Annotated in this window: 23 protein-coding genes; 9 read left to right on the top strand and 14 right to left on the bottom strand. The window is 73.3% G+C overall.

Going from position 1 to position 26231, the window contains the following annotated elements; genetic code table 11:
• Nucleotide 1: 1 nt before the first annotated feature.
• From ASF47_RS09245 to ASF47_RS09225, 5 genes are all read right to left on the bottom strand, one after another.
• Nucleotides 2-571 (bottom strand): hypothetical protein, encoded by a 570-nt coding sequence (locus ASF47_RS09245; protein WP_056863738.1) that lies wholly within the window; start codon nt 569-571, stop codon nt 2-4.
• Between the two features lie 18 nt (nt 572-589).
• The gene (gene metG / locus ASF47_RS09240; protein WP_056863737.1) at nt 590-2386 is read right to left on the bottom strand and encodes a methionine--tRNA ligase; all 1797 of its coding nucleotides are present in this window, start codon (nt 2384-2386) and stop codon (nt 590-592) included.
• A 37-nt stretch (nt 2387-2423) separates the two neighbouring features.
• Nucleotides 2424-3773 (bottom strand): N-acetylmuramoyl-L-alanine amidase, encoded by a 1350-nt coding sequence (locus tag ASF47_RS09235; RefSeq protein WP_082500178.1) that lies wholly within the window; start codon nt 3771-3773, stop codon nt 2424-2426.
• 67 nt (nt 3774-3840) lie between these two features.
• Nucleotides 3841-4443 (bottom strand): mycothiol-dependent nitroreductase Rv2466c family protein, encoded by a 603-nt coding sequence (locus tag ASF47_RS09230; RefSeq protein ID WP_056863735.1) that lies wholly within the window; start codon nt 4441-4443, stop codon nt 3841-3843.
• A 67-nt stretch (nt 4444-4510) separates the two neighbouring features.
• The gene (locus tag ASF47_RS09225; RefSeq protein WP_056863734.1) at nt 4511-6124 is read right to left on the bottom strand and encodes a CHAP domain-containing protein; all 1614 of its coding nucleotides are present in this window, start codon (nt 6122-6124) and stop codon (nt 4511-4513) included.
• Nucleotides 6125-6294: 170 nt separating this feature from the next.
• Between ASF47_RS09225 and pepN the strand changes: the two genes are divergently transcribed.
• A complete protein-coding gene (pepN, locus tag ASF47_RS09220; protein WP_056863733.1) occupies nt 6295-8838 on the top strand; it encodes an aminopeptidase N in 2544 nt (847 codons plus the stop codon).
• Between the two features lie 90 nt (nt 8839-8928).
• On the opposite strand, the gene ASF47_RS09215 is transcribed toward pepN, so the two are convergent.
• Both ASF47_RS09215 and ASF47_RS09210 read right to left on the bottom strand, forming a co-directional pair.
• Nucleotides 8929-9315 (bottom strand): DUF5130 family protein, encoded by a 387-nt coding sequence (locus ASF47_RS09215; protein WP_056864551.1) that lies wholly within the window; start codon nt 9313-9315, stop codon nt 8929-8931.
• On the bottom strand, nt 9302-9667 hold the full coding sequence (locus ASF47_RS09210; RefSeq protein WP_056863732.1) for a hypothetical protein: 366 nt from the start codon (nt 9665-9667) through the stop codon (nt 9302-9304). Before ASF47_RS09210 ends, ASF47_RS09215 begins: the two co-directional genes overlap by 14 nt.
• A 167-nt stretch (nt 9668-9834) precedes the next feature.
• Between ASF47_RS09210 and ASF47_RS09205 the strand changes: the two genes are divergently transcribed.
• The 4 genes from ASF47_RS09205 to ASF47_RS09185 all read left to right on the top strand — a co-directional run bounded on the left by ASF47_RS09205 (nt 9835) and on the right by ASF47_RS09185 (nt 13919).
• Nucleotides 9835-10860 carry a mechanosensitive ion channel family protein gene (locus tag ASF47_RS09205; RefSeq protein WP_082500177.1) on the top strand — a complete coding sequence of 342 codons (1026 nt, stop codon included), beginning with the start codon at nt 9835-9837 and terminating at the stop codon, nt 10858-10860.
• Between the two features lie 34 nt (nt 10861-10894).
• The gene (locus tag ASF47_RS09200) at nt 10895-11266 is read left to right on the top strand and encodes a globin (protein WP_156697838.1); all 372 of its coding nucleotides are present in this window, start codon (nt 10895-10897) and stop codon (nt 11264-11266) included.
• Between the two features lie 760 nt (nt 11267-12026).
• Nucleotides 12027-12581 (top strand): RNA polymerase sigma factor, encoded by a 555-nt coding sequence (locus ASF47_RS09190; protein WP_056863729.1) that lies wholly within the window; start codon nt 12027-12029, stop codon nt 12579-12581.
• 159 nt (nt 12582-12740) lie between these two features.
• Entirely contained in the window at nt 12741-13919 is a 1179-nt protein-coding gene (locus tag ASF47_RS09185) for an oxidoreductase (RefSeq protein ID WP_056863728.1), read from the top strand.
• Between the two features lie 14 nt (nt 13920-13933).
• Here ASF47_RS09185 and ASF47_RS09180 read toward each other — a convergent pair whose 3' ends face one another.
• Together ASF47_RS09180 and ASF47_RS09175 are read right to left on the bottom strand one after the other, a co-directional pair.
• Nucleotides 13934-14836 carry an acyl-CoA thioesterase gene (locus tag ASF47_RS09180; protein ID WP_056863727.1) on the bottom strand — a complete coding sequence of 301 codons (903 nt, stop codon included), beginning with the start codon at nt 14834-14836 and terminating at the stop codon, nt 13934-13936.
• Between the two features lie 25 nt (nt 14837-14861).
• Complete coding sequence (locus tag ASF47_RS09175) at nt 14862-15041, bottom strand: hypothetical protein (RefSeq protein WP_056863726.1); 180 nt, start codon at nt 15039-15041, stop codon at nt 14862-14864.
• A 164-nt stretch (nt 15042-15205) separates the two neighbouring features.
• Here ASF47_RS09175 and ASF47_RS09170 point away from each other — a divergent pair, with 164 nt between their 5' ends.
• From ASF47_RS09170 to ASF47_RS09160, 3 genes are all read left to right on the top strand, one after another.
• Nucleotides 15206-15796 (top strand): TetR/AcrR family transcriptional regulator, encoded by a 591-nt coding sequence (locus tag ASF47_RS09170; RefSeq protein ID WP_056863725.1) that lies wholly within the window; start codon nt 15206-15208, stop codon nt 15794-15796.
• A gap of 73 nt (nt 15797-15869) precedes the next feature.
• A complete protein-coding gene (locus tag ASF47_RS09165; protein WP_056863724.1) occupies nt 15870-17084 on the top strand; it encodes an acetyl-CoA C-acetyltransferase in 1215 nt (404 codons plus the stop codon).
• A gap of 92 nt (nt 17085-17176) precedes the next feature.
• Nucleotides 17177-17695 carry a MarR family winged helix-turn-helix transcriptional regulator gene (locus ASF47_RS09160; RefSeq protein ID WP_200919018.1) on the top strand — a complete coding sequence of 173 codons (519 nt, stop codon included), beginning with the start codon at nt 17177-17179 and terminating at the stop codon, nt 17693-17695.
• 36 nt (nt 17696-17731) lie between these two features.
• On the opposite strand, the gene ettA is transcribed toward ASF47_RS09160, so the two are convergent.
• The 5 genes from ettA to ASF47_RS09135 form a co-directional block, all read right to left on the bottom strand.
• Nucleotides 17732-19414: an energy-dependent translational throttle protein EttA gene (gene ettA / locus ASF47_RS09155; RefSeq protein WP_056863723.1), complete on the bottom strand. Its 1683-nt coding sequence runs from the start codon at nt 19412-19414 to the stop codon at nt 17732-17734.
• A 58-nt stretch (nt 19415-19472) separates the two neighbouring features.
• The gene (locus ASF47_RS09150; RefSeq protein ID WP_156697837.1) at nt 19473-19895 is read right to left on the bottom strand and encodes a single-stranded DNA-binding protein; all 423 of its coding nucleotides are present in this window, start codon (nt 19893-19895) and stop codon (nt 19473-19475) included.
• A 142-nt stretch (nt 19896-20037) separates the two neighbouring features.
• Nucleotides 20038-21678: a GTPase gene (locus tag ASF47_RS09145; RefSeq protein WP_056863722.1), complete on the bottom strand. Its 1641-nt coding sequence runs from the start codon at nt 21676-21678 to the stop codon at nt 20038-20040.
• 79 nt (nt 21679-21757) lie between these two features.
• A complete protein-coding gene (locus ASF47_RS09140) occupies nt 21758-23524 on the bottom strand; it encodes a dynamin family protein (protein WP_235558699.1) in 1767 nt (588 codons plus the stop codon).
• The gene (locus ASF47_RS09135; RefSeq protein ID WP_056863721.1) at nt 23521-24642 is read right to left on the bottom strand and encodes a PrsW family intramembrane metalloprotease; all 1122 of its coding nucleotides are present in this window, start codon (nt 24640-24642) and stop codon (nt 23521-23523) included. The genes ASF47_RS09140 and ASF47_RS09135 overlap by 4 nt, the downstream gene beginning before the upstream one ends.
• 56 nt (nt 24643-24698) lie before the next feature.
• Here ASF47_RS09135 and ASF47_RS09130 point away from each other — a divergent pair, with 56 nt between their 5' ends.
• Nucleotides 24699-26135, top strand: coding sequence for an aminopeptidase P family protein (locus ASF47_RS09130; RefSeq protein WP_056863720.1), 1437 nt, complete (start codon nt 24699-24701; stop codon nt 26133-26135).
• Nucleotides 26136-26231: the final 96 nt, after the last annotated feature.

The raw sequence follows: 26231 nt of genomic DNA, 5'->3' as shown, positions 1-26231 counted from the left end.
CCTACCGCTGCATCAGGGCGTCGAGGCCCACGGCGACGGCCGCGGCGACGCGGAAGTCGACGCGCTGGTCGGGCACGTGCACGGTGTACTTGTCGCGCACCGAGCCCTGGCGCTCCACGCCCAGCAGCGGCTGGCCGTCGGCGGTGGTGAAGTCGAAGTGGATCGGCAGGAAGGGGATGTCGGTGAAGCGGCGGATGAGCGCGATGGCCTGGCTGCGCTCCTGGCCCGTGCCGGCGTAGCCCGGGCCCTCGATCTGGAAGGTCGAGCGCATCAGGCTGGCGCCGAAGTCCTTCTTGAAGAAGCCGAGCGGCTGGCGGGCCTCGTCGACGATGTCGTAGCCCGAGCCGAGGTCGATGCGCTTGCGGGCCTTGAAGCTGAAGACCGCCCGCGACTTCGAGGCGTCCTCGTAGAAGGTGACCTCCTCCTTGAAGGCCATCCGCTTCTGCTCCGCCAGCCCCATCAGCTGCCCGAAGGAGCCGTCGGGGCCGGCGGCGTAGAGCTCGTAGCGGTTCGTCGTCATGGCGAACTTCTGCTTCACGAAGAAGGTGGGGAGGTACATGCCCGCGGTCATGCCCGGAAACCTAGCGGCTCACGCCTGCGCGAGGCGCCCGAGCTCCTCGTCGACCACCGACGGGTCGAGCTTGGTGAAGATCGGCGAGGGCTTGGCCACCGGGGTGCCGACCGCGATCGGGTGGCGCCGCCAGGTCGGCACACCGGTGTAGTCGCCGGTGAGCACGGGGTAGCCCGCGCCTCCGTCGAGGTCCTCGGCCTCCTCCAGGCGCGGCATCGGGGCCACGGTGCCGGCGCCGCCGAGGGCCTTGTCGACCTCGTTGGCCGAGAACGGCAGGAAGGGGGCGAGGACGAGGTTGAGGTCGGCCACGCACTGCGCCACGACGTGGAGCACGGTGGCGAGGCGCTCGCGCTGCTCCTCGCCCTTCAGCTTCCACGGCTCGGTGTCGGAGACGTACTTGTTGACCTCGGCCACGGTGCGCATCGCCTCGCCGATGGCCTGCTTCTGGCGGTGCCGGCCGATGAGGTCACCCACGACGCCGAAGGCGGCCTCCACCGAGTCGAGCAGGCGCTGGTCGGCCGGCTCCAGGGGCCCGGCCGCGGGCAGCTCGCCGAAGTTCTTCGCGATGAGGGTGGCGGTGCGGTTGACCAGGTTGCCCCACCCGGCGACGAGCTCGTCGTTGGTGCGGCGCACGAACTCCGACCAGGTGAAGTCGGAGTCCTGGTTCTCCGGCCCCGCGGCGGCGACGAAGTAGCGGAAGGCGTCGGGCTGGTAGCGGCTGAGCAGGTCGCGCACGTAGATGACCACGCGCTGGGAGGAGGAGAACTTGCGGCCCTCCATGGTGAGGAACTCCGAGCTCACCACCTCGGTGGGCAGGTTGAGCTCGCCGTACTCGCGCGGCTCGCCGCCCTTGCTCCCCTTGCCGGAGTAGGCCAGCAGCTCGGCGGGCCAGATCTGGCTGTGGAAGGTGATGTTGTCCTTGCCCATGAAGTAGTACGACAGCGCCTCCGGGTCGTTCCACCAGCGGCGCCAGGCCTCCGGGTCGCCGGTGCGGCGCGCCCACTCGATGGAGGCCGAGAGGTAGCCGATGACGGCGTCGAACCACACGTAGAGCTTCTTGGTGGGGTTGTCGCGCCAGCCCTCGAGGGGCACCGCGATGCCCCAGTCGATGTCGCGCGTCATGGCGCGCGGACGGATCTCCTTGAGGATGTTCTGGCTGAAGCGGATGACGTTGGGCCGCCACAGGCCCGTGGCCTCGCGGCCGTCGAGCCACTCCCCCAGGGCCTCGGCCAGGGCCGGCAGGTCGAGGAAGAAGTGCTGGGTCTCCACGAACTCCGGGGTCTCGCCGTTGATCTTCGAGCGCGGGTCGATGAGGTCGTGGGGGTCGAGCTGGTTGCCGCAGGTGTCGCACTGGTCGCCACGGGCGCCGCCGGCGCCGCAGATGGGGCAGGTGCCCTCGATGTAGCGGTCGGGCAGCGTGCGGCCGGTCGACGGCGAGATGGCGCCGTAGGTGGTCTGCTCGACGAAGTAGCCGTTGGCGTGCACGCCGAGGAAGAGCTCCTGCACCACCGCGTGGTGGTTGCGGGTGCTGGTGCGGGTGTAGAGGTCGTAGCTGACGCCGAGCGCGCAGAGGTCCTCGGCGATGACGCGGTGGTTGCGGTCGGCGAGCTCCTGGGGGCTCACCCCGGCCTCGTCGGCGGCGATGAGGATGGGGGTGCCGTGCTCGTCGGTGCCGGAGACCATGAGCACCTCGTGGCCGGCCATCCGCATGTAGCGGGAGAAGACGTCGGAGGGCACGCCGAACCCTGCGACGTGGCCGATGTGGCGGGGGCCGTTGGCGTAGGGCCAGGCGACTGCGGACAGCACGGTGCTCATGGGGTGATCCTAGGGAGCACCCGGCCCGGGGCCGGGGTCAGGCCCCGAGGGTGCCGTCCTTGAAGCGCGCGATCCGCCTGCGGGTGCGCTTGCGGATGAGCGGCAGCTGGGCGTACAGGAGCGAGCCGGGGCAGGCGGTGTCGTTGGTGTCGCGGTGGCCGTCGATCACCGGGAGCTTCACCGTGGCGCCCGCGGAGTAGCGGTCGCTGCCGGTGGAGCGCACCGTGGCGGTGCCCGCGGGCTTGCGTCCGTGCATCTCCAGCTTCCAGGCCGCGACCCGCGTGACGGCGAAGATGACCGCCTTGGAGGGCCGCGCGGTCTCGAAGTTGCCGATGACCGAGACGCCGGTGGAGGTGTCGTTGAAGCCCAGGGTGTGCGCCCCGCGCACGTTGCGGCCCGGGCCGCCGGCGCGTCCGACCCAGATCCGGCCGAAGCGGTCGACGAGGAAGTTGTAGCCGATGTCGGACCAGCCCAGCGACTTGGTGTGGTAGCGGTACATGCCGCGCAGCAGGGCCGGGGTCTCGGCCCTGGAGTAGTCGTTGGCGTTGACGGTGTGGTGCACGTGCACCTGCTGGAGCGTGGCGTTGCGCGTCGGCGTGCCGCTGCGCCAGGACTCGTCGGCGCCCCAGGTCTTGCGCGAGTAGAGCTTGGGCCACAGCGTGGCCGTGCTCGCCGCGGGCACCACGCCCGGGTCGTCGGCGCCGTCGTCGGCCCGCGCGGACACGGTCGACGAGACGGTCGCGGAGACGGTGGAGGCGCCGGAGGACCCGCCGGCGGCGGTCGTGGGCGGCTCGTCGGGCACGACGCTGGCGTCGGTCGGACGACCGGCGGGGTCGAGCAGCACCAGGCGCAGGTCCTCGGGGCGGGGGCCGTCGACGGCCACCTCGACCCCGTCGCAGCGGCCGACCCAGGTCACGTCGGTGGCGCGCAGCGAGCTGTCGCCCTCGACGCCGGCGTCGGGGCCGTCGGCCAGCGCGGGGGTCGAGCGCCAGGGGGCCCAGGCACCACCGCTGCGGGTCCGCACCCGCAGCACCGGGTCGCTGCCGCGCCAGGTGAGGCCCAGCATCGCGAACGACGTGGTCTCCAGCGGGCCGGTGCTCCAGGTCTCGGCGCCGGCGACGCGGCGACCCGAGGGGGCACCGGCGCCGCCGTCGTCCTGCACGACGCGCCCCGAGGCGTCGACCGGGCGCAGCCGTCGGTCGTCGAGGGCGACCTCGAGCTCGCCGACGTCGGAGCCGTCGTCGGCCGAGAGCATGAGCCGTCCGTCCGGGGTCGTCGGCTCCTGGCCGGGGCCCCAGCGGGCGAGGGCGGCGATGGCCGGCACGGCCACCACCCCCGCTCCGGCGGCGATGAGCAGCTTGCGGCGACCTGCATCAGCGTGAGACATCACGAAACATCATGCGTCACACGCGCACCACAGGTCGAGCCGACAGGCCCAACGACCCGCCGGACGATCAGCTGAAGTCGAGCTCCGCCGTCCGCGAGCGCTTCAGCTCGAAGAAGTAGGGGTAGGACGCCATCGCGACGGCGCCGTCCCAGATCTTCCCGGCCTCCTCGCCGCGCGGGATCGACGACAGGACGGGCCCGAAGAAGGCAGCGCCCTCGATCGCGATGGTCGGCGTGCCGACCTCGTCGCCGACCTGGTCCATGCCCAGGTGGTGCGAGGCCTTGACCGCCTCGTCGTAGCCGGCGTCGTCGAAGGCCTCGACCAGCTCGGCCGGCAGCCCGACCTCGACCAGGGCCTCGGAGACGACCTCCTTGCTGACGCCGCGCCCCTCGTTGTGGATCCGGGTGCCCATCGCGGTGTAGAGGGGCAGCAGCTGCTCGCGCCCGTGCGCCTGCTCCACCGCCGTCACGACGCGGACCGGGCCCCAGGCGTCCTTGAGGGCCTCGCGGTACTCCTCGGGGATGTCCTTGTCCTGGTTGAGGTAGCCCAGGCTCATCACGCGCCAGGTCACCTCGATGTCGCGCACCTGCTCCACCTCCAGGATCCAGCGCGAGGTGATCCAGGCGAAGGGGCACAGCGGGTCGAACCAGAAGTCAGCCTTGGTGGTCATGACGGGCCAAGGCTCCGGGCGGCCGAAACATTCCGCCCCGCTGCGGCCGCGCGCGGCCGCAGCGGGCTCAGCGCGTGACCCGCACGGCGTCGACCACGCGGCGCGCCTCGACCACGGGCGTGCCGGAGTAGAGCACACGGACCCGCTTGCGCCCCGCGCCGAGCCCCGTCAGCACCAGCCTGGCCCGCCCGGCGACCAGCCGCGCCGACTCCTCGTGGGTGCCGATCCTCACCGTCACCCGCCCGCCGGGCTCGGGCACGCCCGGGGCGGCCACGCGCACCGCGACGACCGCGCGGCGCGGGCCGCCGACCGGGTCGACGTCGACCCCGGGTCGGGTGGTGATGCGCGCGGGCGCCGGCAGGGTGAGGAGGCGCGGCTCGTAGCCGGGGCGGGTGACCCGGGCACGGACCGCCAGGGTGGCCCCGGCGTCGGCCGCACGCACGCCGTACGACGCGCCCTTGCCGCCGTCGATCGGGCGGCCGTCGCGCACCCAGGTGTAGGTGACGTCGGCGTCGCGCGGGGTGGTGGCGCCGCGCTCCACGCGCAGCCGCTCGCCGACCCGCGTGGTGCCGGTGACCGCGAAGGTCCCGTCGGTCCCGATCCGGCCGCGCTGCACCGTGGTCGGGTCGGCGGCCACCACCAGCGGGCGGTAGCCCTCGCGCACGGCCCGCACCGTGGCGGTGACCGTGCGGCCGACCAGGCCGGGGCGCAGCTCGAGGCGCCCAGTGGTGGCGTCGGCGAGCGGCTTGCCGTCGGCGTACCACTGCACGGTCGTGGCGTCGGGGCGCGGGGAGAAGGAGCCGCGCACCGCGGCCAGGGTCTCCCCGACCCGCGGCGTGCCCGACAGGTCGGGCGCGGAGGGGTTGGCGAGGATCCCGCGGCGCACCTTCATCGTCGACCCCGACCGCACGACACCGGTCTTGTAGCCGCGCTTCTTCGCGGTCACGCGCACGCTGAGCCGGTGGCCCAGCACCGCCGGGGTCGGGGTGAAGGTGCGCGAGGTGGCCCCGGCGATCGCCTTGCCGTCGCGCAGCCACTGCACGGCCACCGACGCCGCGGGCTTCCACGTGCCGGTCCGGGCGGTGAGCCGCTCCCCCACCCGTGCGGCACCCTCGGTGTCGACCGGGGTGGTGGTCTCCACGGCCTTGTCGGCCAGGTGGATGAAGCCCGAGGGCCACCCGGTGCCCTTGGTCATGCGACGCCAGTGGAAGTCGCCGCCCCAGCTGTCCTCGGAGATCACGATCTCGGTGGCGGAGATGACGCGCTCGACGTAGGCCACGTGGCCCGACGACCCGGCGCCCGGCACGTCGGCCTTCCACCACGCCACGGCGCCGACCATCGGGGTCTGGTCGGTGCGGCCCTCGAGGTGCTCGCCCCAGTACTCCGCGTTGCCGCCGCCGACCCAGGGCCGCGTGGTCGACATCCCCGCCTGCACCATCCGGTAGGCGACGTAGTTGGTGCAGTTGTGGCCGGAGTACATCTGCCACCACATCTTCTTGCCCTCGGTGCGGTAGCCGTGGTGGGAGTAGCCGGCGTCCTTGCACGAGGCGTAGCCGGTGCACAGGTACGTCGAGGCCGCCGCGGCCGGTGGCACCGAGACCGCGGGGAGCACGACCAGGGCCGCCGCGAGCGCGACGAACCCCACGAGGACGGGTCGGAGGTGGTGCAGCAGCCGAGTCACGGGGCGCTATGTAACACCACGTCAAGCACCGACACGCCGGTGCGTCACAAATTTTCACATTCGTCCCACGCGTCCCGGCGGCCTCTCAGGCCCCTCCGGCGTCACCGTGGAGCACCCTGCGGCACGGTGCGATGCACGTCACCCCGCGCGCCGGTGGCAGGATGCGGCGCATGCCTGGAACCAACCTGACCCGGGACGAGGCCGCCACCCGCGCCGCCCTCCTGGACGTCTCGTCGTACTCCGTCGACCTGGACCTCACGACGAGCGAGACCACCTTCGCCTCCACCACCACGATCGAGTTCACCTGCTCCGAGCCCGGTGCCGAGACCTTCGCCGACCTCGTCGACGCGACGGTGCACAGCATCACGCTCAACGGCGAGCCGCTCGACCCCGCGACGGCCTACGCCGACAGCCGCATCGCGCTCAGCGGGCTGGCGGCGACCAACACCCTCGTGGTGGTGGCCGACTGCACCTACTCGCGCACCGGCGAGGGCCTGCACCGCTTCGTCGACCCCGTCGACGACCGGGTCTACCTCTACTCGCAGTTCGAGGTGCCCGACGCCCGCCGGGTGTTCACGACCTTCGAGCAGCCCGACCTGAAGTCGGTCTTCACCTTCGTCGTCCGCGCCCCCGAGCAGTGGAAGGTCGTCTCCAACTCCCCCACGCCCGCCCCCACCGCCCTCGGCGACGGCACGGCGCGCTGGGAGTTCGAGCCCACCAAGCGCATGTCCACCTACATCACCGCGCTCGTGGCCGGTGAGTACCACGAGGTCCAGGACGTCTACCAGGGCAAGCACGGCGACATCCCGCTGGGCCACTACTGCCGCCAGTCGCTGGTCGAGCACCTCGACCGCGAGGAGCTGGTGAAGCTGACCAGGCAGGGCTTCGAGTTCTTCGAGGAGGCCTTCGACTTCCCCTACCCCTTCGGCAAGTACGACCAGCTCTACGTGCCGGAGTACAACATGGGCGCGATGGAGAACGCCGGCTGCGTGACGCTGCGCGACGAGTACCTCCCCCGCAGCCGCCAGCCGCGCTCGTTCTACGAGTTCCGCTGCTCGGTGATCCTGCACGAGATGGCCCACATGTGGTTCGGCGACCTCGTGACCATGAAGTGGTGGGACGACCTCTGGCTCAACGAGTCCTTCGCGGAGTGGGCCTGCTACCACGCCGAGGTCGAGGCCACCGAGTACACCGACTCCTGGACCGGCTTCGCCAACGCGCGCAAGCAGACCGGCTACCGCCAGGACCAGATGCCCTCGACCCACCCGATCGCGGCCGACAACGTCGACCTGCAGGCCGTCGAGGTCAACTTCGACATGATCACCTACGCCAAGGGCGCCTCGGTGCTCAAGCAGCTGGTGGCCTGGGTCGGGCTCGACGACTTCATGGCCGGTCTGCGGCAGTACTTCAAGGACCACGCCTACGGCAACTCCGAGTTCAAGGACCTGCTCGCCGCGCTCGAGAAGGCCTCGGGCCGCGAGCTGGCGGGCTGGGCCAAGGAGTGGCTGCAGACCGCGGGCGTCAACACGCTGACCCCCGAGTTCACGCTCGACGGCGAGGGCGCCTACACCCGCCTGGCCGTGCGCCAGAGCGCCCACCCCGACTGGCCCACCCTGCGCCGCCACCGCCTCGGCATCGGCCTCTACGACGACCGCGACGGTCGCCTGGTGCTGCGCCGCACCGTCGAGGTCGACGTCGAGGGCGAGCTCACCGAGATCCCCGAGCTCGTCGGCGAGACCCAGCCCGACCTGCTGCTGCTCAACGACGGCGACCTCACCTACGCCAAGATCCGCCTCGACGAGCGCTCCCTGGCCACCGTGGTCGACGGGCTCTCCAAGCTCGACGACTCCCTGGCCCGCGCGCTGGTGTGGGGCGCGACCTGGGACATGACCCGCGACGCCGAGATGGCCGCGCGCGACTTCGTGACCCTGGTCCTGGCCAACATCGGCGCCGAGACCGACGCCTGGGGCGTCAGCCGGATCCCCACCTACGCCGCCCAGGCCGTGTCGACCTTCTCCGCCCCCGAGCACCGCGACGAGCTGCGCTCGCGCTGGGAGTCGGGCCTGCGCGAGCTGGTGCTGGCCGCCGAGCCCGGCAGCGACGCCCAGCTCACCTTCGCCCGCTCCTACGCCGCCGCGGCCCGCTCCGAGCAGGCCGTCGGTGACGTCGAGGCCCTGCTCGACGGGGGCCTGGAGATCGACGGTCTCGCCGTCGACCAGGACCTGCGCTGGTCGCTGGTCACCTCGCTGGCCGCCTCCGGCAACGCCGGGGACCGCATCGAGGCCGAGCTCGAGCGGGACCGCACGATCTCGGGCCAGGAGCACGCCGCCGCCGCCCGGGCCGCCCGGCCCACCGCGGAGGCCAAGGCCGAGGCCTGGGAGGTCGCGATGGTCTCCACCGAGACCCCCAACGAGACGCAGCGCTCGGTGGCGATGTCGTTCCAGCGCTCGGGCCAGGACGACGTGCTCGCGCCCTACGTCGAGCGCTACCTCGCCGCCGCCGACGAGGTGTGGGACCGCCTGGGCAACAAGCGCGCGTCGACCGCGCTCGAGGCGATGTTCCCCCGCCAGCTGGCCAGCCAGGAGCTGCTCGACCGGGCCGACGCCTGGCTCGAGCGCACCCCGGCTCCCCCGGCCGCCAAGCGCTACGTCGCGGAGGGCCGCGCCGACGTCGCCCGCGCCCTCGCCGCCCAGGAGCGCGACGCCCGGGGCTGACCCCCGGCCAGCGTGCAGAAGGCCCCCACCGCGTCGCGGTGGGGGCCTTCTGCGTGCTCAGGCGGTGCTCGAGCGGTGCTCTAGCTGCGATCAGGCGCCGGCGTGCAGCGTGTTCTGCGGGCGGGCGTAGTCGGCGAGCATCCGGATGCCGGCGCGCAGGCCGCCCACGAGGTCGCCCGTGGCGAAGTCGGCCTGCATGTGCAGCGCGACCAGCTCGACCTGCTTGTCCGACAGCGTGCGGCGCACGTAGCCGCCGGTGACGATCTCCAGCACGCGCAGCGTCGGGTCGACCATGATCAGCACACTGCGGGAGGGGGCGACCAGGGAGTTGTGCAGCCGCGTGGCGAAGGCCCGCGACTCGCCCTCGACGTTGCCGACGAAGACCGAGAACTCGACCCGGCTCAGCTCCTCGGCACGACGCACGGCCTCGTCGAGCGCGGCGCGCTCGGCGTGGGAGAACGGGTCACCAGCGGGCACGTGCGCCACCGGCCTGCGACTCGTCGGTGTCGGGGGCGGCCAGCTCGGCGGTGGTCTTGCGGGGACCGCCGATCCACTGGTTCTGCACCGGCGGGGCCCCCGGGGCGATCCGCTCGCCCCGCACCAGCGGCGGCACGTAGATCATCGCCACGAGGGCGATCAGCATGAGGAGCGGGATGCCGCCGAGCACGAGGATCGCGTGCAGCGGGTCGACCGCGTCGGGGTCGGACCAGCCAACCGGCACGTCGGCGGAGGCCGGGCCGGCCAGGGCCACGCCCCCGAGCACACCGACGAGGGCGGTCGTGCCGACCACGGCGGACCGACGGAGCAGGGCGGCGAGGTGATGCGTCACACCACGAGGATATCGGCTCGCCGACGCCCACCCGGACGCGGACCGGGTCGACTGGGTCACATCCGCCGGCGGCGCGGGCCGCAGGCACGGCGTACGGGTGGGTGGGGTGGTGACGAGCCCCCTCCGCCGGGTCGAGGACTCCCGGTGACGTGTGTTTACTGGGCGCCATGTCCGCTCTTGCCACGTCCCCCTGCGAAGAAGGCCAACAGGTCTGCGACTTCGTGCTCGACCAGACCGACAACGACACCCTGGCCCGGATCTCCGACCTCGTCATCGGCAAGCCCTCGGCCCTGGTCGGCCTCTTCGTCCTCGGCCTGGTGATCCGCTGGCTGGCCCACCGCGCGGTCGACCGGATCGTGCTGCGCGCCGCCGACGGCGTGCTGCCCGACCGGGTCGGGCGCCTCTCGCGCATCCACGGCCGGGGCGGCAAGGCGGGTGGCGCGCCCACCCGCACCGACGTCGCCGCGAGCACGCGCCGGGTGCAGCGGGCCAAGACCATGGGCAGCCTGCTCAAGTCGATCATCACCGGGCTGGTGCTCGCCGTCGTCGGCACCATGATGCTGAGCGAGATCGGCGTCAACATCGCCCCCATCATCGCCAGCGCCGGGATCCTCGGCGTCGCCATCGGCTTCGGCGCCCAGTCGCTGGTCAAGGACTTCCTGTCCGGCATCTTCATGATCTTCGAGGACCAGTACGGCGTGGGCGACGAGGTCGACCTCGGCGAGGCCGTGGGCGTGGTCGAGGCGGTCAGCCTGCGGGTCACGCGACTGCGCGACATCAACGGCACCGTCTGGTACGTCCGCAACGGCGAGATCCTGCGCGTGGGCAACATGAGCCAGAACTGGGCGCGCACGGTGCTCGACATCCAGGTCGGCTACCAGGAGGACCTGGTCAAGGTCCGCCGCGTGCTCGAGGACGTGGCCCACGACGTGTGGGAGGACGAGGACTTCACGGGGCGCGTGATCGAGGAGCCGTCGGTCTGGGGCGTCCAGGACCTCGGGATCGACGGGATCTCGGTGCGGGTCGCGCTCAAGACGGCCCCCGGCGAGCAGTGGGCCATCGCCCGCGAGATGCGCCAGCGCATCAAGGCGCGCTTCGACCACGAGGGCATCGAGATCCCCTTCCCCCAGCGCGTGGTGTGGCACCGCGAGGAGCAGAGGGCGGCCGCGGCGGGCCAGCAGGCCCCCGAGTGAGCCGCCCGCCGGCCCGAGGCGCGAGGATGGTCCCGTGACGTTCTACGACGAGATCGGCGGCCTCGAGACGATGCGGCGCATCGTGGCGACGTTCTACGAGGGCGTCGCCGAGGACGAGGTGCTGCGCCCGCTCTACCCCGAGGAGGACCTCGGGCCGGCGGAGGAGCGCTTCCTGCTCTTCCTCGTGCAGTACTGGGGCGGCCCGACCACCTACTCCGACACCCGAGGTCACCCGCGCCTGCGCATGCGCCACGCGCCCTTCGCCGTGACCCCCGAGGCCCGCGACCACTGGCTGACCCACTTCCGCGCCGGGCTCGACGCGGTCGACCTCACCCCGGAGCAGGACGCGCAGTTCTGGGAGTACGTCACCCACGCCGCCCAGTTCATGGTCAACACCTTGGAGTGAAGTCCCCCGCGGGAGCGCACGACGATCTAGGTTCGGGGACCGCACCGTGTAACGCCGCCCCGCCGCCGTGACAGGTAGGGGGTGCCGGCGCAGCACCCAGCCCGAGCCGAGGAGGCGAGATGGACCGACGCGACCTGCGGGTCCCGGCGCCCGACCTCGAGCCCGAGGACTGGTTCGTGGAGCAGCTGGCCCTCCTCGCCCGGGAGAGCGGGGCGACGGGCACGAGCGACCTGCCGCGCAGCGGCTGGCGGGTCGCGGTCGTGACCGCCCTGGCGGCCGCGGTGCTCACCGCGACCGCCTGGCTGGCCGGCGCGCTCCCGGGCGGCTCACCCCTCGGCGAGCCGGAGCCCGGCCCGTCCCCGTCGCCGAGCGCCCCGGGCACGCCCGGCACCACACCGTCCCCGTCGCCGACCACCGGCGGGGCGACGCGCCCAGGTGGTCCCCCTGGACCTGGGAGCGGGAGCAGCCCGGCGCCGCCGTCGCAGTCTCAGGACGACGGCGCCGGGTCGCCGCGGCCGTCGGGGTCGACGTCGCCGGGCGGGTCCCCCGGCACGTCACCGCCCGGCTCGTCGGTGCCGACGCCCAGCAACCTCCCCACACCCTCCGACATCGCTCCCGGAGCCGGGAGCCGCCCGCCGGGCGGGAAGACGACCGGGAAGCCGTCGGTCAGCGCCTCCGCCAGCGCCTCTGCCAGCGCCTCGGTCGGCGCCTCCGTCCGAGGCCCCCTGCGGACCTCCGTCGGCGACGCGGGGCCGCTCGGGTGACGACCCCCACCGACGACCTCGTCCGGCGTGCCCGCACGGGCGACGCCGAGGCCTGGCGTGCGCTCTACCGCGCCCACGCCGGGCGTCTCGTGGTGTGGCTCGGCACCCGCCCCACCGGCGACGCCGCCGTCAGCGCCGACGACGTCGCGGCGGAGGCCTGGCTGGTGGCCGCGCGCCGGATCGCGGAGTTCGACGGTGACGACGAGGAGTTCGCGGGATGGCTCTTCGGGATCGCGCGCCGGGTCGGGCTGAACCTGCACCGGCGCAGCGCCCGCCGCGGCACCACCCCCACCGAGGACCCGCCCGAGACGAGCCACCACGAGGGTCCCGAGGAGTCGCGCGTGGCGATCGACTGGGCGCGGCAGGTGCTCCAGCGGCTGCCGCCGCGCGAGCGCGACGTCGTGGCCTGCACCGAGGTCGTCGGGCTCGACGTCGCCACCACGGCCCAGGCCCTCGGCATCAGCGCCGTCGCGGTGCGGGTGGCCCGCCACCGCGGGCTGCGCCGGCTGCGCGACCAGCCCGACCTCGCGGGCGTCCGCCCGCGCCCCTGACCCACCCGTCGCCCCGGGCGCGACCCCGGCCGGGGCTGTGTCGGTGAGGCCGTGAGGCCGTGAGGGAAACGTGACGGGGGCCGGCCACGGGCGAAACACCCGGGCGGCGGCACGGGTGGTCGACTGCAGGTCCACCGACCGCCGGACCGAGGGGCACCCATGGCCGACCTGTTCTCGCCGTACGCACTGAAGGGCGTGACGCTGCGCAACCGCATCGTGATGTCACCGATGACGATGTACAACTCTGTCGACGGCCGCATGGACGATTACCACACGATGTACCTCGGCGCCCGGGCCGCCGGGGGCTTCGGGCTGGTCTTCCCCGAGCAGGTCGCCATCACCCCCGACGGCCGCACCACGACGTCGTGCGCGGGCCTGTGGAGCGACGAGCAGGTCGAGGGGCACGCACGGGTCACCGCGATGATCCGCCGGATGGGGGCGGTGCCCGGGATCCAGCTGGGCCACACCGGACGCAAGGGCAGCGAGCTGCCGCCCCACAAGGGCGTCAACGAGCAGGGCTCGTGGAAGGCGCTGCCGCCCGACCACCCCGACGGCTGGACCTGCGTGGCCCCCGACGCGATCCCCTACGGCGGCGACCACTCCTACCCCGTCCACCCGCTCACCGTCGCCGAGATCGCCGACCTGCACCGCAGCTACGCCGACGCCGCGCGGCGCGCCCTCGACGCCGGCTACCAGTGGCTGGAGATGCACTTCGCCCACGGCTACCTGGCCGCGAGCTTCTTCTCCCCGCTGGCCAACCAGCGCACCGACGAGTACGGCGGCAGCGTGCGCAACCGGGCGCGCTTCCTGCTCGAGGCCCTCGACGCCGTCCGCGAGGTCTGGCCCGAGGAGTACCCGCTCACCATGCGTCTGGGGGTCGACGACCTGCACCCCGACGGCATCCGGATCGAGGACTCCATCGAGGCGATCGGCTGGATGAAGGAGCACGGGCTCGACCTGGCCGACGTGAGCATCGGCTTCAACACCGACGACATGGTCGAGCCCCCGCTCGGCGACAGGGGCTTCATGCTCGAGCGGGCCGCCCGCATCAAGCGCGAGGTGGACATCCCCGTCGCCACGAGCTGGAACCTCGGCGTGCCGCAGAACGCCGCGGCCGCGATCGCCAGTGGGGCCATCGACCTGGCCTTCCTGGGCCGGCCCGCCCTGTCGAACCCGCACTGGCCGGTCTGGGCCGCGCGGGAGCTGGGCCACGAGGACCCCTTCGGCCTGGTGCCGGCGGACTGGGCGTGGTGGCTGCGCAACTTCCGCGGCCACGACGCGAGCATCGGCCTCCCCGCCCCCTCGGCACCGGCGCCCGACCTCCGGGCGGCCGGCTGAGGGCCCGGGCGGACTCAGCCGTTCTGTCGCGCGGTCCAGGAGCCGTCGAGGGCGGCGAGCAAGGGCGCTCGCACCTCCTCGCTCGGCTGCACGGAGCGACCCGTGGCGGTGTCGAAGAAGACCAGCACGACGCGGGCCCGGGCCAGCACGGTGTCGCCGTCGCGGATCTCGCTCTCCACCACCGACGAGCTGCGTCCCACGTGGGAGAACCAGCTCCACACGTCGTAGGGCTCGGGGCGGAAGAGGATCGGCACGCGGTAGTCGACGTCGATCTGCGCGACGACCAGGCTGGCGCGCGAGTCCTCCCCCGGCGCGGCGCCCCACAACCGGGCCAGCATGGCGATGCGCGACTCCTGGAGGTACTCGAAGTACTTCACGTTGTTGACGTGGCCGTAGACGTCGACGTCGCTGAAGCGCACCTGGAGCGGGAAGTGCCCCAGGTCCTCCTCGCGCGCCGGGGTGCGGGCCGGCCGCTCGACGGCGTCGCCCTCCTCCCGGAAGCCGGCCAGCACCTCGCGCTCGGCGGCGGTGAGACGGCGGGGTCGCTCCTCGGAGAAGACGAACGGCGTCAGCACGGTCGTGGCGCGCACGTAGACGCGGCGCCCCTCGGGCGTCTCGTCGAAGACCTCGTAGGCCATCGTGAAGGTGGCCGCGCGGACCTCGGTGACCCAGCACTCGATGCGCACGGGGGTGAAGCGGAAGGTGAGCGGCTCGACGTAGGTGACCCGGTGGCGCACCACCACGAGTCCCTCCACGAGGCCCGCGGTCGCGTCGGCGCCGTCCTCCCGCGCGGGGCGGTGGGTCCGGAGCATGTCGACCCGGGCCTCCTGGAGGTAGTCGACGTAGACCACGTTGTTGACGTGGCCCAGCAGGTCCAGGTCGGCCCAGCGCAGCTGGCACTCGTAGAGGTGACGCACGGGGCGACTCTGCCAGACGCGGCGCTCAGTGGCTGAGCACGAGCCCGCCGTAGTACTCGCGCAGGCCCAGGTGGCGGGCGACGCGCACGTGGCGGTGGCGCAGGACGGTGTGGCCGAGGACGCCCACGGCGAGCAGGCCGCCGAGGACGCCGACGGCGACCACGGCCCACAGGACGGCGACGGCGGCGGGGCTGAGCAGTTCCATGAGGACTCCTTCTACAGGTGTAGAACTTTTACTGATGTAGAAAGTACGCCGCAGCCCCGTGGCCCGCAACGGCGCCGGGTAGTGTCGCCGCTCACCCGCCACACCCACCCGTCGTACCCACCCGCAGCAACCACCCGCCGCAACCACCCGCCGCAGGAGCCGCCATGCCCGACCCGACCCCGCGGCGTCGGCAGCTGGCGGAGGCCGCGACCGCCGTGGTCGCCCGCGAGGGCCTGCGCGGCCTGACCCACCGGGCGGTGGACCGGGAGGCCGGGATCGCCGAGGGCAGCTGCTCGGCCTACCTGCGCACCAGCAGGGCCCTGCGGGACGCCCTCACCGAGCACGTCGCCGGCAGCATGGCCGCCGACGTCGAGGACCTCGCGGCGCAGGTGGCCGCGCTACCCCCGCGCACCGAGGGCGCACCACCCGGACCGGCGCTCGACCTGGCGATGGCCCTGATGCAGCGCTGGGTCGACCGGCGCGACCTCGTGGTCGTCAGCCTCGAGCTGTCCACCGCCGCCACCCGCGACCCCGCGATCGCCGAGCAGCTCGCGCCCTGGCGCGCCCGCCTCGTCGACGTGGTCGACGCCATCCTGGCCGCGGCGGGCCGCCCCCACAGCACCGAGCGGGCCGACGCGCTGGTCGCGGCCTACGACGGGATCCTCGCCGCCGCCCTCCTGCGCCCCGACGACGAGCGTCGCGCCTGGCTGGCCCGTACCCTCACGCTGGTCACCGACGCGCTCACCTGCGCCTGAGCGCTGGACGAGGGGACTAGGGTGGATCCGGCAGCATTACCCGCCAGTAACCCACACCAGACCGGAGTCCCGCATGCCCGAGGCCGTCATCGTTTCCGTCGCCCGCAGCCCCATCGGGCGCGCCAACAAGGGCTCGCTCAAGGACTTCCGTCCTGACGACCTCAGCGCCCTGATCGTCAAGACCGCGCTGGACAAGATCGAGGGGCTCGACCCCAACACCGTCGACGACCTCTACCTCGGCTGCGGCCTGCCCGGCGGCGAGTCGGGCAACAACATGGGCCGCGTCGTCAACGTGCTCAACGGCATGGACGCCGTGCCCGGCGCCACCGTCACCCGCTACTGCGCCTCCTCGGTGCAGACCACCCGGATGGCCTTCCACGCCATCAAGGCCGGCGAGGGCGACATCTTCGTCTCCGCCGGCGTGGAGACCGTCTCCCGCTTCGCCAAGGGCACCTCCGACCACATCCCCCACACCGTCAACCCGCGCTTCGACGGCGCGCAGTCGCGCACCGCGAAGACCGCCGAGGGCGGCGTGGACTGGCACGACCCGCGCGAGGACGGCCTGCTCCCCGACGCCTACATCGCGATGGGCCAGACCGCCGAGAACGTCGCCCGCCTGCGCGGCCTGTCGCGCCAGGAGCTCGACGAGTTCGGCGTGCGCTCGCAGAACCTCGCCGAGAAGGCGATCGACAACGGCTTCTGGGCCCGCGAGATCACTCCCGTCACGACCCCCGACGGCACCGTGGTCAGCACCGACGACGGCCCCCGCGCCGGCGTCACCTACGACGCGATCAAGGACCTCAAGCCGGTCTTCCGCCCCGACGGCGTGGTCACCGCCGGCAACTGCTGCGCGCTCAACGACGGCGCCGCCGCGGTCGTCATCATGTCCGACACCAAGGCCGCCGAGCTCGGCCTCACCCCGCTCGCACGCATCGTCTCCACCGGCGTGAGCGGCCTGTCGCCCGAGATCATGGGCCTCGGCCCCGTCGAGGCCACCCGCAACGCCCTGAAGTACGCCGGCATGAGCATCGGCGACATCGACCTCGTCGAGATCAACGAGGCCTTCGCCGCCCAGGTCGTGCCGTCCTACCAGGACCTGGGCATCGACATCGACCGCCTCAACGTCAACGGCGGCGCCATCGCCGTCGGCCACCCCTTCGGCATGACCGGGGCCCGGCTGCAGAACACGATGATCAACAGCCTCGACTGGCACGACAAGACCACCGGCCTCATCACGATGTGCGTCGGCGGCGGCCAGGGCATGGCCCTGATCCTCGAGCGCGTCTGACCCGCCCCGGTCCGCGGCACCCGGCCGGCTCGTGCGTCACGAGTCGGTCTCGGGTGCCGCGGCCGCGGTGCGGCTCTCCTAGACTCCGTCGAATGACGACCGAGCACCGCACCGCGCCCGACAGCGATCCCGTGACGGCCGAGCCGCGCTGGCTCGACCAGTCGCAGCAGCGCTCGTGGCGCGCCCTCCTCGTCGGCCACACGCTGCTCATGGCGCGGCTCGACGACGACCTGCGACGCGGCTTCGACCTGTCGCTGACCGAGTACGAGATCCTGGTGCGGCTCTCCGAGCGCGACGGACGCCTGCGCATGGCCCAGCTCGCCGACGCCATGGCCCACAGCCGCAGCCGGGTCACCCACACCGTCGCCCGGATGGAGCGCGCCGGGCTCGTCGAGCGGGTGTCCTCGCCCGAGGACGGCCGCGGCATCCTCGCCTCGCTCACCGAGCGGGGCCTCGACGTCCTGCGCCAGGCGGCCCCGATGCACGTCGCGGGCGTGCGCGAGCACCTGGTCGACCTCGCCGACGCCGACGACCTCGCCGCCGTCGGGCGGGTCATGAACGTCGTCGCCGACCACCTGGTCGCCGGGCACCCGGAGATGGACATCCGCTGAGCCCGGCGACCCGGTGGGTCGCTCGTCGGTGGCGCGTCAGTCGCGCGTGAGGCGGCGGTGGGTGACCCGGTGGGGCCGGGCCGCCTCGGCTCCGAGACGCTCGATCTTGTTCTCCTCGTAGGCCGCGAAGTTGCCCTCGAACCAGAACCACTTCGCGCTGTCCTCGTCGTCGCCCTCCCAGGCGAGGATGTGGGTGGCGATGCGGTCCAGGAACCACCGGTCGTGCGAGGTGACCACGGCGCAGCCGGGGAAGTCGAGCAGGGCGTCCTCGAGCGAGGACAGCGTCTCCACGTCGAGGTCGTTGGTGGGCTCGTCGAGCAGCAGCAGGTTGCCGCCCATCTTCAGCGTCAGCGCGAGGTTGAGCCGGTTGCGCTCCCCGCCGGAGAGCACGCCGGCCTTCTTCTGCTGGTCGGGGCCCTTGAAGCCGAACGACGCGACGTAGGCGCGCGAGTTCATCTCGAAGTTGGCGACCTTGACGAAGTCGAGGCCGTCGGAGACGACCTCCCAGACGTTCTTGTTCGGGTCGATGCCGCCGCGGCTCTGGTCGACGTAGGACAGCTTGACCGTGGTGCCGACCTTGAGGGCGCCCTCGTCGGGCTCCTCGCCGCCGGTGATCATGCGGAACAGCGTCGTCTTGCCCACGCCGTTGGGGCCGATGACGCCGACGATGCCCGCGCGCGGCAGCGAGAAGGAGAGGTCGTGCATGAGGGTGCGCCCCTCGAAGCCCTTGGTGAGGTGGTCGGCCTCCAGGACGATGTCACCCAGCCGCGGACCGGCGGGGATGTTGATCTCGGAGGTGTCGATCTTGCGCATCCGGTCGGCCTCGGCCGCCATCTCCTCGTAGCGCGCGAGACGGGAGCGGCTCTTGGTCTGGCGGGCCTTGGCGTTGGAGCGGACCCACTCCAGCTCCTTCTCCAGCATCTTGGCGCGCTTGGCGTCCTTCTGCCCCTCGATCTTGAGACGTTCCTTCTTGGTCTCGAGGTACTTGGAGTAGTTGCCCTCGTAGCCGTGGGCCTGGCCGCGGTCGAGCTCGAGGATCCACTCGGCGACGTTGTCGAGGAAGTACCGGTCGTGGGTGATGGCCAGGACGGCGCCGGGGTAGTCCTTGAGGTGTCCCTCCAGCCACTGCACCGACTCGGCGTCGAGGTGGTTGGTGGGCTCGTCGAGCAGCAGCAGCGAGGGCTGCTGGAGCAGCAGCTTGCACAGCGCCACCCGGCGGCGCTCGCCGCCGGAGAGGTTGTCGACGATGGCGTCCGGCGGCGGGCACCGCAGGGCGTCCATGGCCTGCTCGAGCCGGCTGTCGAGGTCCCACACGTTGGCCGCGTCGAGCTCGGTCTGCAGGTCGCCCGCCTCGGTGGCGACCTTGTCCTGGTCGGCGTCGGGGTCGCCCATCATCATGTAGAGCTCGTCGAGCCGGGCCATCTTGGCCTTGGTCTCGGCCACCGCCTCCTCGACGTTCTCCAGCACCGTCTTGCCCTCGCTCAGCGGCGGCTCCTGCTGGAGCATGCCGACCGTGGCCTGCGGGTCGAGGATCGCGTCGCCGTTGTTGGGCTGGTCGAGACCGGCCATGATCTTGAGCAGCGACGACTTTCCCGTGCCGTTGGGCCCCACGACGCCGATCTTGGCGCCGTGGAGGAAGGAGAGGGTGACGTTCTCGAGGACGACCTTGTCGCCGTGGGCCTTGCGCACGTTGCGCAGGGTGAAGACATATTCCGCCATGGTCCCCGAGCCTACGGGGTTGCCCGGGCGTCCGGGCACCCCGGGCCCCGCCGGCGGCTCAGGCCGCCACGCCGTCGCCGGCCGCGGCCTCCTCGGCCCCGGCGGCGCTCGAGGCCGGACGGGGCGTGCGGGCGAAGCTGCTCGTGCCACGGGTCAGGTCGTGGCCGACGAGCACGGCGTCGACCTCCATCGAGGTGACCTCGGCGCCCGCGGAGTTGACCCACGACGACGTGGTGAGACGCCCGTGCACCACGACCGGGTCGCCGCGGCGCACCGAGGTCGCGACGTTGTCGGCCAGGCCCCGCCAGGCGTTGACCGAGTACCACACCGTCGGCCCGTCGCCCCACTCCCCCGACCGGCGGTTGAAGCGGCGCGGGGTCACGGCGAGCCGGAAGCCGGCCACCGGCGCCTCACCGGCGTGGCGCAGGGTCACCTCGCCCCCGACCCAGCCCTGCAGGGTCAGCATGGTCTCGTTCAGCACGGGAGTCTCCTCGTCCCTCGGTGGCCGCCGCCTCGGGGCGGCCCGTGGGGACAAGCGAACGCCGCGGCGCCGACCGCCGCAGCGCCTCGGGCCGAGCCTGGGGACGGACGGACCCTCACGCGCCCGTGTGGACGACTCGTGGTCAGCGCTGGGCCGCGTCGAGCCCGTGGCGCAGCCGGGTGTAGGCCGCGAGCTCGGCCTCGACCGGGCGCACCACCAGCTCGGTGGAGACCCCCGAGACCGCCTCGCGCAGCCGCCGGTCGGCGGCCTCCGCGCGACTGCGGGCCGTGCCGGCGACCAGGCCGCGGCAGCCCAGGGCGAGCAGCACGCCCAGGGCCACGCCACCGATGAGGAGCACGAGGGGCAGCGCGATGCCGGCGACGGCCACGGTGTCGGGCAGCGAGCCCGACAGCCCGGCGGCCACGCTCCACACGAGTCCGACGCCCGCGGCGAGGAGCAGGAGCCACTGGAGCGCCCGCACCGCCCCGGCCCATGCGGGCATCCGGGCGGCGTCGAGGTCGACGGAGCCGACCGCGGCGTCGAGACGGTCGCCGATCTCCGGCAGCCGGGCCACCGAGGCGCGCCGGATCGACTCCGTCCAGGGCTGCGGGAGCCCGGTCGACACGTCGTCGACCAGGGCGCGCACCTCGTTGTCGACCCGGGCCCGCTGCACGGCGTTCGCCTCCGGCACGGCCCGGCGGCTGCCGCGCAGCGCCGCGGCGTCGGCACCCAGCTCGAGCCCGAGCCGGGCGAGGGGGTCCTTGCGGAAGCGGTGGGTCCAGGAGACGACCGGCCAGCCCGCCGCGGCCGCAGCGCGCAGGCGGGTCGAGCGCTCGACGGCGTCGACGACGGTGGTGACGCCGGCGGCCTCGGCGAGGGCCGACTCCATCGACTCCACGCGCGCCGCGGGCAGGGCGCGCGTGCGACCGCTCCCGCCGGCGGCCTCCAGCCGGGCCGCCGCGGCGCGCACGTCGGCCTCGAGCCGGGTGCGGGTGGCGGCCTTCTCGGAGACCCGCCGACCGATCTCGGCCTTCAGCTCGTCGACCCCCAGGCCCTCGCGGGCACTGATGCCGATCACGGGCACGCCGGGCAGGCCGTCGGCGTCGAGGAGGCGCCGCACGTCGTCGAGCATCGACTGGCGGCGCTCGACCGGCACGCTGTCGATGTGGTTGAGCACGACGACCATGACGCCCTCGTGGGTCGCGAGGGGGGCGAGGTAGCGGTCGTGGATGGCGGCGTCGGCGTACTTCTGCGGGTCGAGGACCCACACCAGCATGTCGGCCAGCTTGACCAGGCGGTCGACCTCGAGGTGGTGCGCGACCTCGGTGGAGTCGTGGTCGGGCAGGTCGAGCAGCACCACGCCGTCGAGGGCGTTGGACTCGCGCCGCGTGTCGAGCATGGAGTCGCGCGTCGTCTGGTGGCGCGGCGGGATGCCGAGCCACGACAGCAGCTCCTCGGCCCCGTCGCTGCCCCACACGCAGGCGGTGGCCCAGGAGGTGGTGGGCCGGCGGACCCCGACGGCGGAGAGCTCCAGCCCGGTCAGGGCGTTGAAGGTGGAGGACTTGCCCGACCCGGTGGCTCCGGCGATGCCGACCACGGTGTGGGTGGCCGAGAGGCGCAGCCGGCCCGCGGCGCGCTCGACGACCTCCTCGGTCTCCCGCACCAGGGCGTCGTCGAGCCTGCCGCGCGCGGCCTCGGCCGCCTCGGCGAGACCCTCGATCCGAGCCCCGATGTCGGTGCCCCGGGTGGCCAGCTTCTTGGCCCCCTCCAGCAAGGACGTCATCTTCTCCCACTCACCCGCACGGTCTCGTCGAACTCCGCCACCACCCTAGGGGGTCGCACCCGCCCGCGTGCGGAGTAGGTCAGGACCGGGGCTGCGCCGAGGAGTAGCGCACGTCGTCGACCCGGCGGGCGGCGACCCGCAGGCCCTCGCCGGCGCCCGGCACGAGCTCGAGCCCGTCGAGCACCGCGACCCAGCGCGCCCGCTCGCCCTCGAGCAGCGTGCGCACGCGCTCCTCGAGACGGCGGCGCGCGCGCTCGGCGAGGCCACGCACGGCCTGCTCCCCGAAGACGGCCTCGAGGAGCTTCTGCCCGAGCACCGCCGAGCCCGAGGCGATGCCGGCCTCGGCCCCCGTCACGCCGCCGGTGCTGGAGAAGACCACGACCATGAGGGCCACCGACAGCCCGTTGACACCGAAGGCCAGGAAGCGTGCCGTCGAGCGCTTGTCGGCGCCCTCGGCCCGCACCATCGCGAGCACCTCGTCCTGCCACTCGCGCACCGACACCTCCGCGCGACGCCGCAGGTCGCGCGAGGCACGGCCCAGGTCGATGTCGGGCCGGTCGAGCAGGCCCTGACCGGCGTTGAGCTGCTTCCAGGCGGTCTCGGCCCGCTCGGCGGCGGCCTCGGCGTGCTCGAGCACGAGCATCTCCAGGCCGGACTCCACCGCCACCGTGACCCGCTCGGCCTGCTGGGGCTTGCCCTTGACGGCGTTGACGACGCGGTCGCGGATCCACCCGACGCGGTTCTCCAGCGAGCGCAGCAGCTCCCCGGTGCCGACGAACTCCTGCCAGCGCGCGAGGATCTCGCCGCGCAGGAGGGTGCCGTCGGCGGTGGCGGTGGTGGCCGCGAGCACCGCGGCGTCGTAGGCGCGGTCGACGTCCTCGCGCAGGGTGCGGGCGGCGGCGAGCTGCTCGGCGGCGGCGTCGGCCACCGGGTGCACGCGGTGCGTGAGCGCCCGGATCGCCCCGTCGAGGGTCTGCTTGACCACCGCGGCCCGGGCCTCGGAGTCGTGGGCCAGCGAGTCGAGCCAGCCGCGGATGTCGGCCACGTGCGCCGGCGGGAGCAGGCCGGCCTCGTCGACCGGGCCCTCGTGCACGATGAACATCGGCGAGTCCTTCAGACCCCGCGAGGCCAGCATCCGGGCCAGGTGGGCCGCGACCGTCTGCACCGCCTCGGGCGGGGTGCGGTCGAGCACGATCGCCACCGCGGTGGCGCGGTCGGCCGCGCCGCGCAGCGAGTCCCACGGCACCTGGTCGGCGTAGCGGGCCGCGGAGGTCACGAAGAGCCACATGTCGGCCGCGGCGAGCAGCTGGGCGGCCAGGGTCCGGTTGCGCTCCTCGACCGAGTCGACGTCGGGCGCGTCGAGGATCGCCAGGCCCGAGGGGATGAGCTCGGAGGGCACCAGCTGCAGCGCGTCGGGGTCGTCGGTGCTGTGGGCGACCCGGGCGAGGTCGGGCAGGAGGCGGTCCTGGCCGAACCACTCGGCGTCGTCGGGGTGGTGCACCAGCACCGGCGAGCGCGTGGTCGGGCGCAGCAGCCCCGGCTGGGTGACGCGGGTGCCGACCAGCGAGTTGACCAGCGTCGACTTGCCGGCGCCGGTCGAGCCGCCGACGACGGTCAGCATCGGCGCGTCGATCGTCATCACCCGCGGGATGACGTAGTCCTCCAGCTGGTCGACCATCTCGCGTCGGGCCGCCCGCTGCGCCTCCACGCCGGGCACCTCCAGGGGCAGCTCGGCGGCCTGGAGGGCACCCCGCAGGCGCACGAGCGCGGTGAGCATCTGGGCGTCGTCGGATCCGCCGCGGCGGGGGCCGCCGGGCGTCGCGCCGGCGTCGGTCGGGGCTGTCATCGGGTCGGAACCACCTGTCCTGGAAAGGCGATGAACGGCCTGACGGCGCCGATGCGGGCGACGTAGTGCTGTCCTCGTGCTGCGAAGTCTGGCGGTGGGGTGCCGCGCAGGAAGCGGTGATGGAGGAAACCGAGCTCGATCGCCGCCTGCTGGTAGTCGCGCATGGCCCGCTCGGCCTGCGCTCCCCCGCGCCGGCGGGCGAAGGCACGGGCCTCGCGCCGGGCCCGCAGGTCGACGACCCACCCGATGTCGGTGGCCGGCACCAGCCCGCGGCTCGCGGCGTCGCCGAGGGCGGCGGCGAGCATGCGCGACTCCCGGCTGCGCGCCCACACGGCGAGGACGAGCAGGCCGACGAGCGCCGGGAGCATGAGCACGACGTAGACCACGACGAATCCGCCGAAGCCGTAGAGCGTCGAGCCGTTCCACAGCCCGTGCGCCACGACCGCCAGCGAGAAGCCGACCACCGGGGCGACCACACGCACGGCGCCGTGGCGCGAGCCGACCGCGAGCCCGACCCCAATGCCGGTGAAGGCGGTGAAGAGCGGGTGGGCGAAGGGGCCGAAGAGGCAGCGCAGCACGAAGGTCGTCGTCAGCGCCTCGGTGCCGCCGGGGCCGGTGCCGTCGGTGCCGTTGTAGGCCGCCGCGAGGTAGAGGATGTTCTCGACGAAGGCGAAGCCGACGCCGACCATGCCGGCGTAGACGATCCCGTCGAGGACGCCGTCGAGCTCCGCGCGGCGCCACCACAGCAGCAGCACGAGGAAGGCGCCCTTGGTCGCCTCCTCGGTCAGCGGAGCCACCACCGCCAGGCTGGCGGCGTCGGTGAACCCGACGACCAGCCCGCCGACGCCCTGCACCAGCAGCGCCGCCGCGGTGGCGACGAAGCCGCCCCACAGCAGGCCCAGGAGCAGCAGGGCCCGCGGCTCGGGCTCGTAGCGGTCGAGCCAGAGGTAGCAGGCCACCAGGGGCACCACGGGCAGGGCCGCCAGCGCGGTGGCCAGCACGAGCGACGAGGGCGCGCCCGACAGGGCGATCACCAGCAGCACGGGGAGCGCGCCGAGCACCACCAGCACGGTGACGAGCACCGTGAAGGCGACACTGTCGCGACGGGCTCCGGGCATGGCCCGCAGCCTATCGGGCAGCCGCTCCGCCCTCCCTCGGCGCGTAGGGTGAGCCCATGAGCGAGGAGACCACCAGCCCCGAGCAGACCGCGAGCGCGACGCCCGCCACGGAGTCGCACGACCCGGCCGTGCCCGAGGCCTACGCCGCCTTCATGCGCACCGGCTGGGGCGACCGCGAGCTCGACCTGCCGCTGCACCCCGTGGCCGCCCTGGCCGCCCAGCGCCGCACGCGGCTGGCCGAGGCCTTCCCGGGCGAGCGGCTGGTGCTCCCGGCCGGCGGCTTCAAGGTGCGCTCCAACGACACCGACTACCGCTTCCGGCCCGACACCGCCCACACCTACTTCTCGGGCAACCAGACCAGCGACGCGGTCCTGGTGGTCCACGACGACGAGCACGTGCTCTACGCCCGCCCCCGCTCCTCGCGCGACACCGACGAGTTCTTCCGCGACCGGCAGTACGGCGAGCTGTGGGCCGGTCGTCGTCCCTCGCTGCACGAGATGTCGTCGTCGCTGGGCCTCGAGGTGCGCCACATCGACCGTCTCCAGGGCGACCTGACCCAGGGCACCACCAAGACCCGGGTGCACCGCGGGGTCTCCCCCGCCGTCGACCGGATGCTGGCCGCCGAGGCCGCCCTCGAGGACGACCTGGCCCGGGTGGCCTCCGAGCTGCGGCTGGTCAAGGACGACTGGGAGGTCGCCCAGCTGCAGGAGGCGTGCGACATCACCACGCTCGGGTTCGAGGACTCGGTGCGCGAGTGGCCCCGGGTGAGGGAGTACGGCGAGCGCTGGATCGAGGGCACCTTCTTCCGCCGTGCCCGCGCCATGGGCAACGACATCGGCTACGACTCCATCGTCGGCGGCGGCCGCCACGCCACGACGCTGCACTGGATCGAGAACTCCGGGCCGATCACCCCCGGCGAGCTGGTGCTCCTCGACATGGGTGTGGAGGGGGGCAACCTCTACACCGCCGACGTCACCCGCACCCTGCCCGTCGACGGCCGCTTCACCACCGTGCAGCGCGAGCTCTACGACCTCGTCTTCACCGCCCAGCAGGCCGGCATCGACGCGCTGCGCCCGGGAGCGCGCTTCCTGGTGGCCCACGAGGCCGCGATGGACGTGCTGGCCCACGGCCTGGAGGACATGGGCCTGCTGCCGGTGAGCGCCGAGGAGGCGCTCGACCCGCAGAGCAAGGTCTACTCACGCTGGACCCTCCACGGCACCAGCCACATGCTCGGCATGGACGTCCACGACTGCGGCCGCTCCTCGATCGACGTCTACCCCCGCGGCGACCTGGCCGAGGGCATGGTGCTGACCGTGGAGCCCGGCCTGTACTTCCAGGAGGACGACCTCCTCGTGCCCGAGGAGCTGCGCGGCATCGGCATCCGCATCGAGGACGACATCCTCATCACCGCTGACGGCTCGCGCAACCTCTCCGCCGCGCTGCCGCGCTCCTCGGGCGACGTCGAGGACTGGATGGGCGGCCTCATCGGCTGAGCCGCCGCGGCCCGTTAGGCTGGGCCCACCATGGATGACACACCACGAAGTCCGAACCCTCCTGACGACCATGTCCCGAGCCCTGGGGATGTCAGG

This window comes from Nocardioides sp. Leaf285, assembly GCF_001422955.1.
In the GTDB taxonomy this organism is placed as follows: Bacteria; Actinomycetota; Actinomycetes; order Propionibacteriales; family Nocardioidaceae; genus Nocardioides; species Nocardioides kribbensis.
The sequence above is the reverse complement of the archived record's forward strand: the minus strand, read 5'-3'. Positions and strand labels throughout refer to the sequence as shown.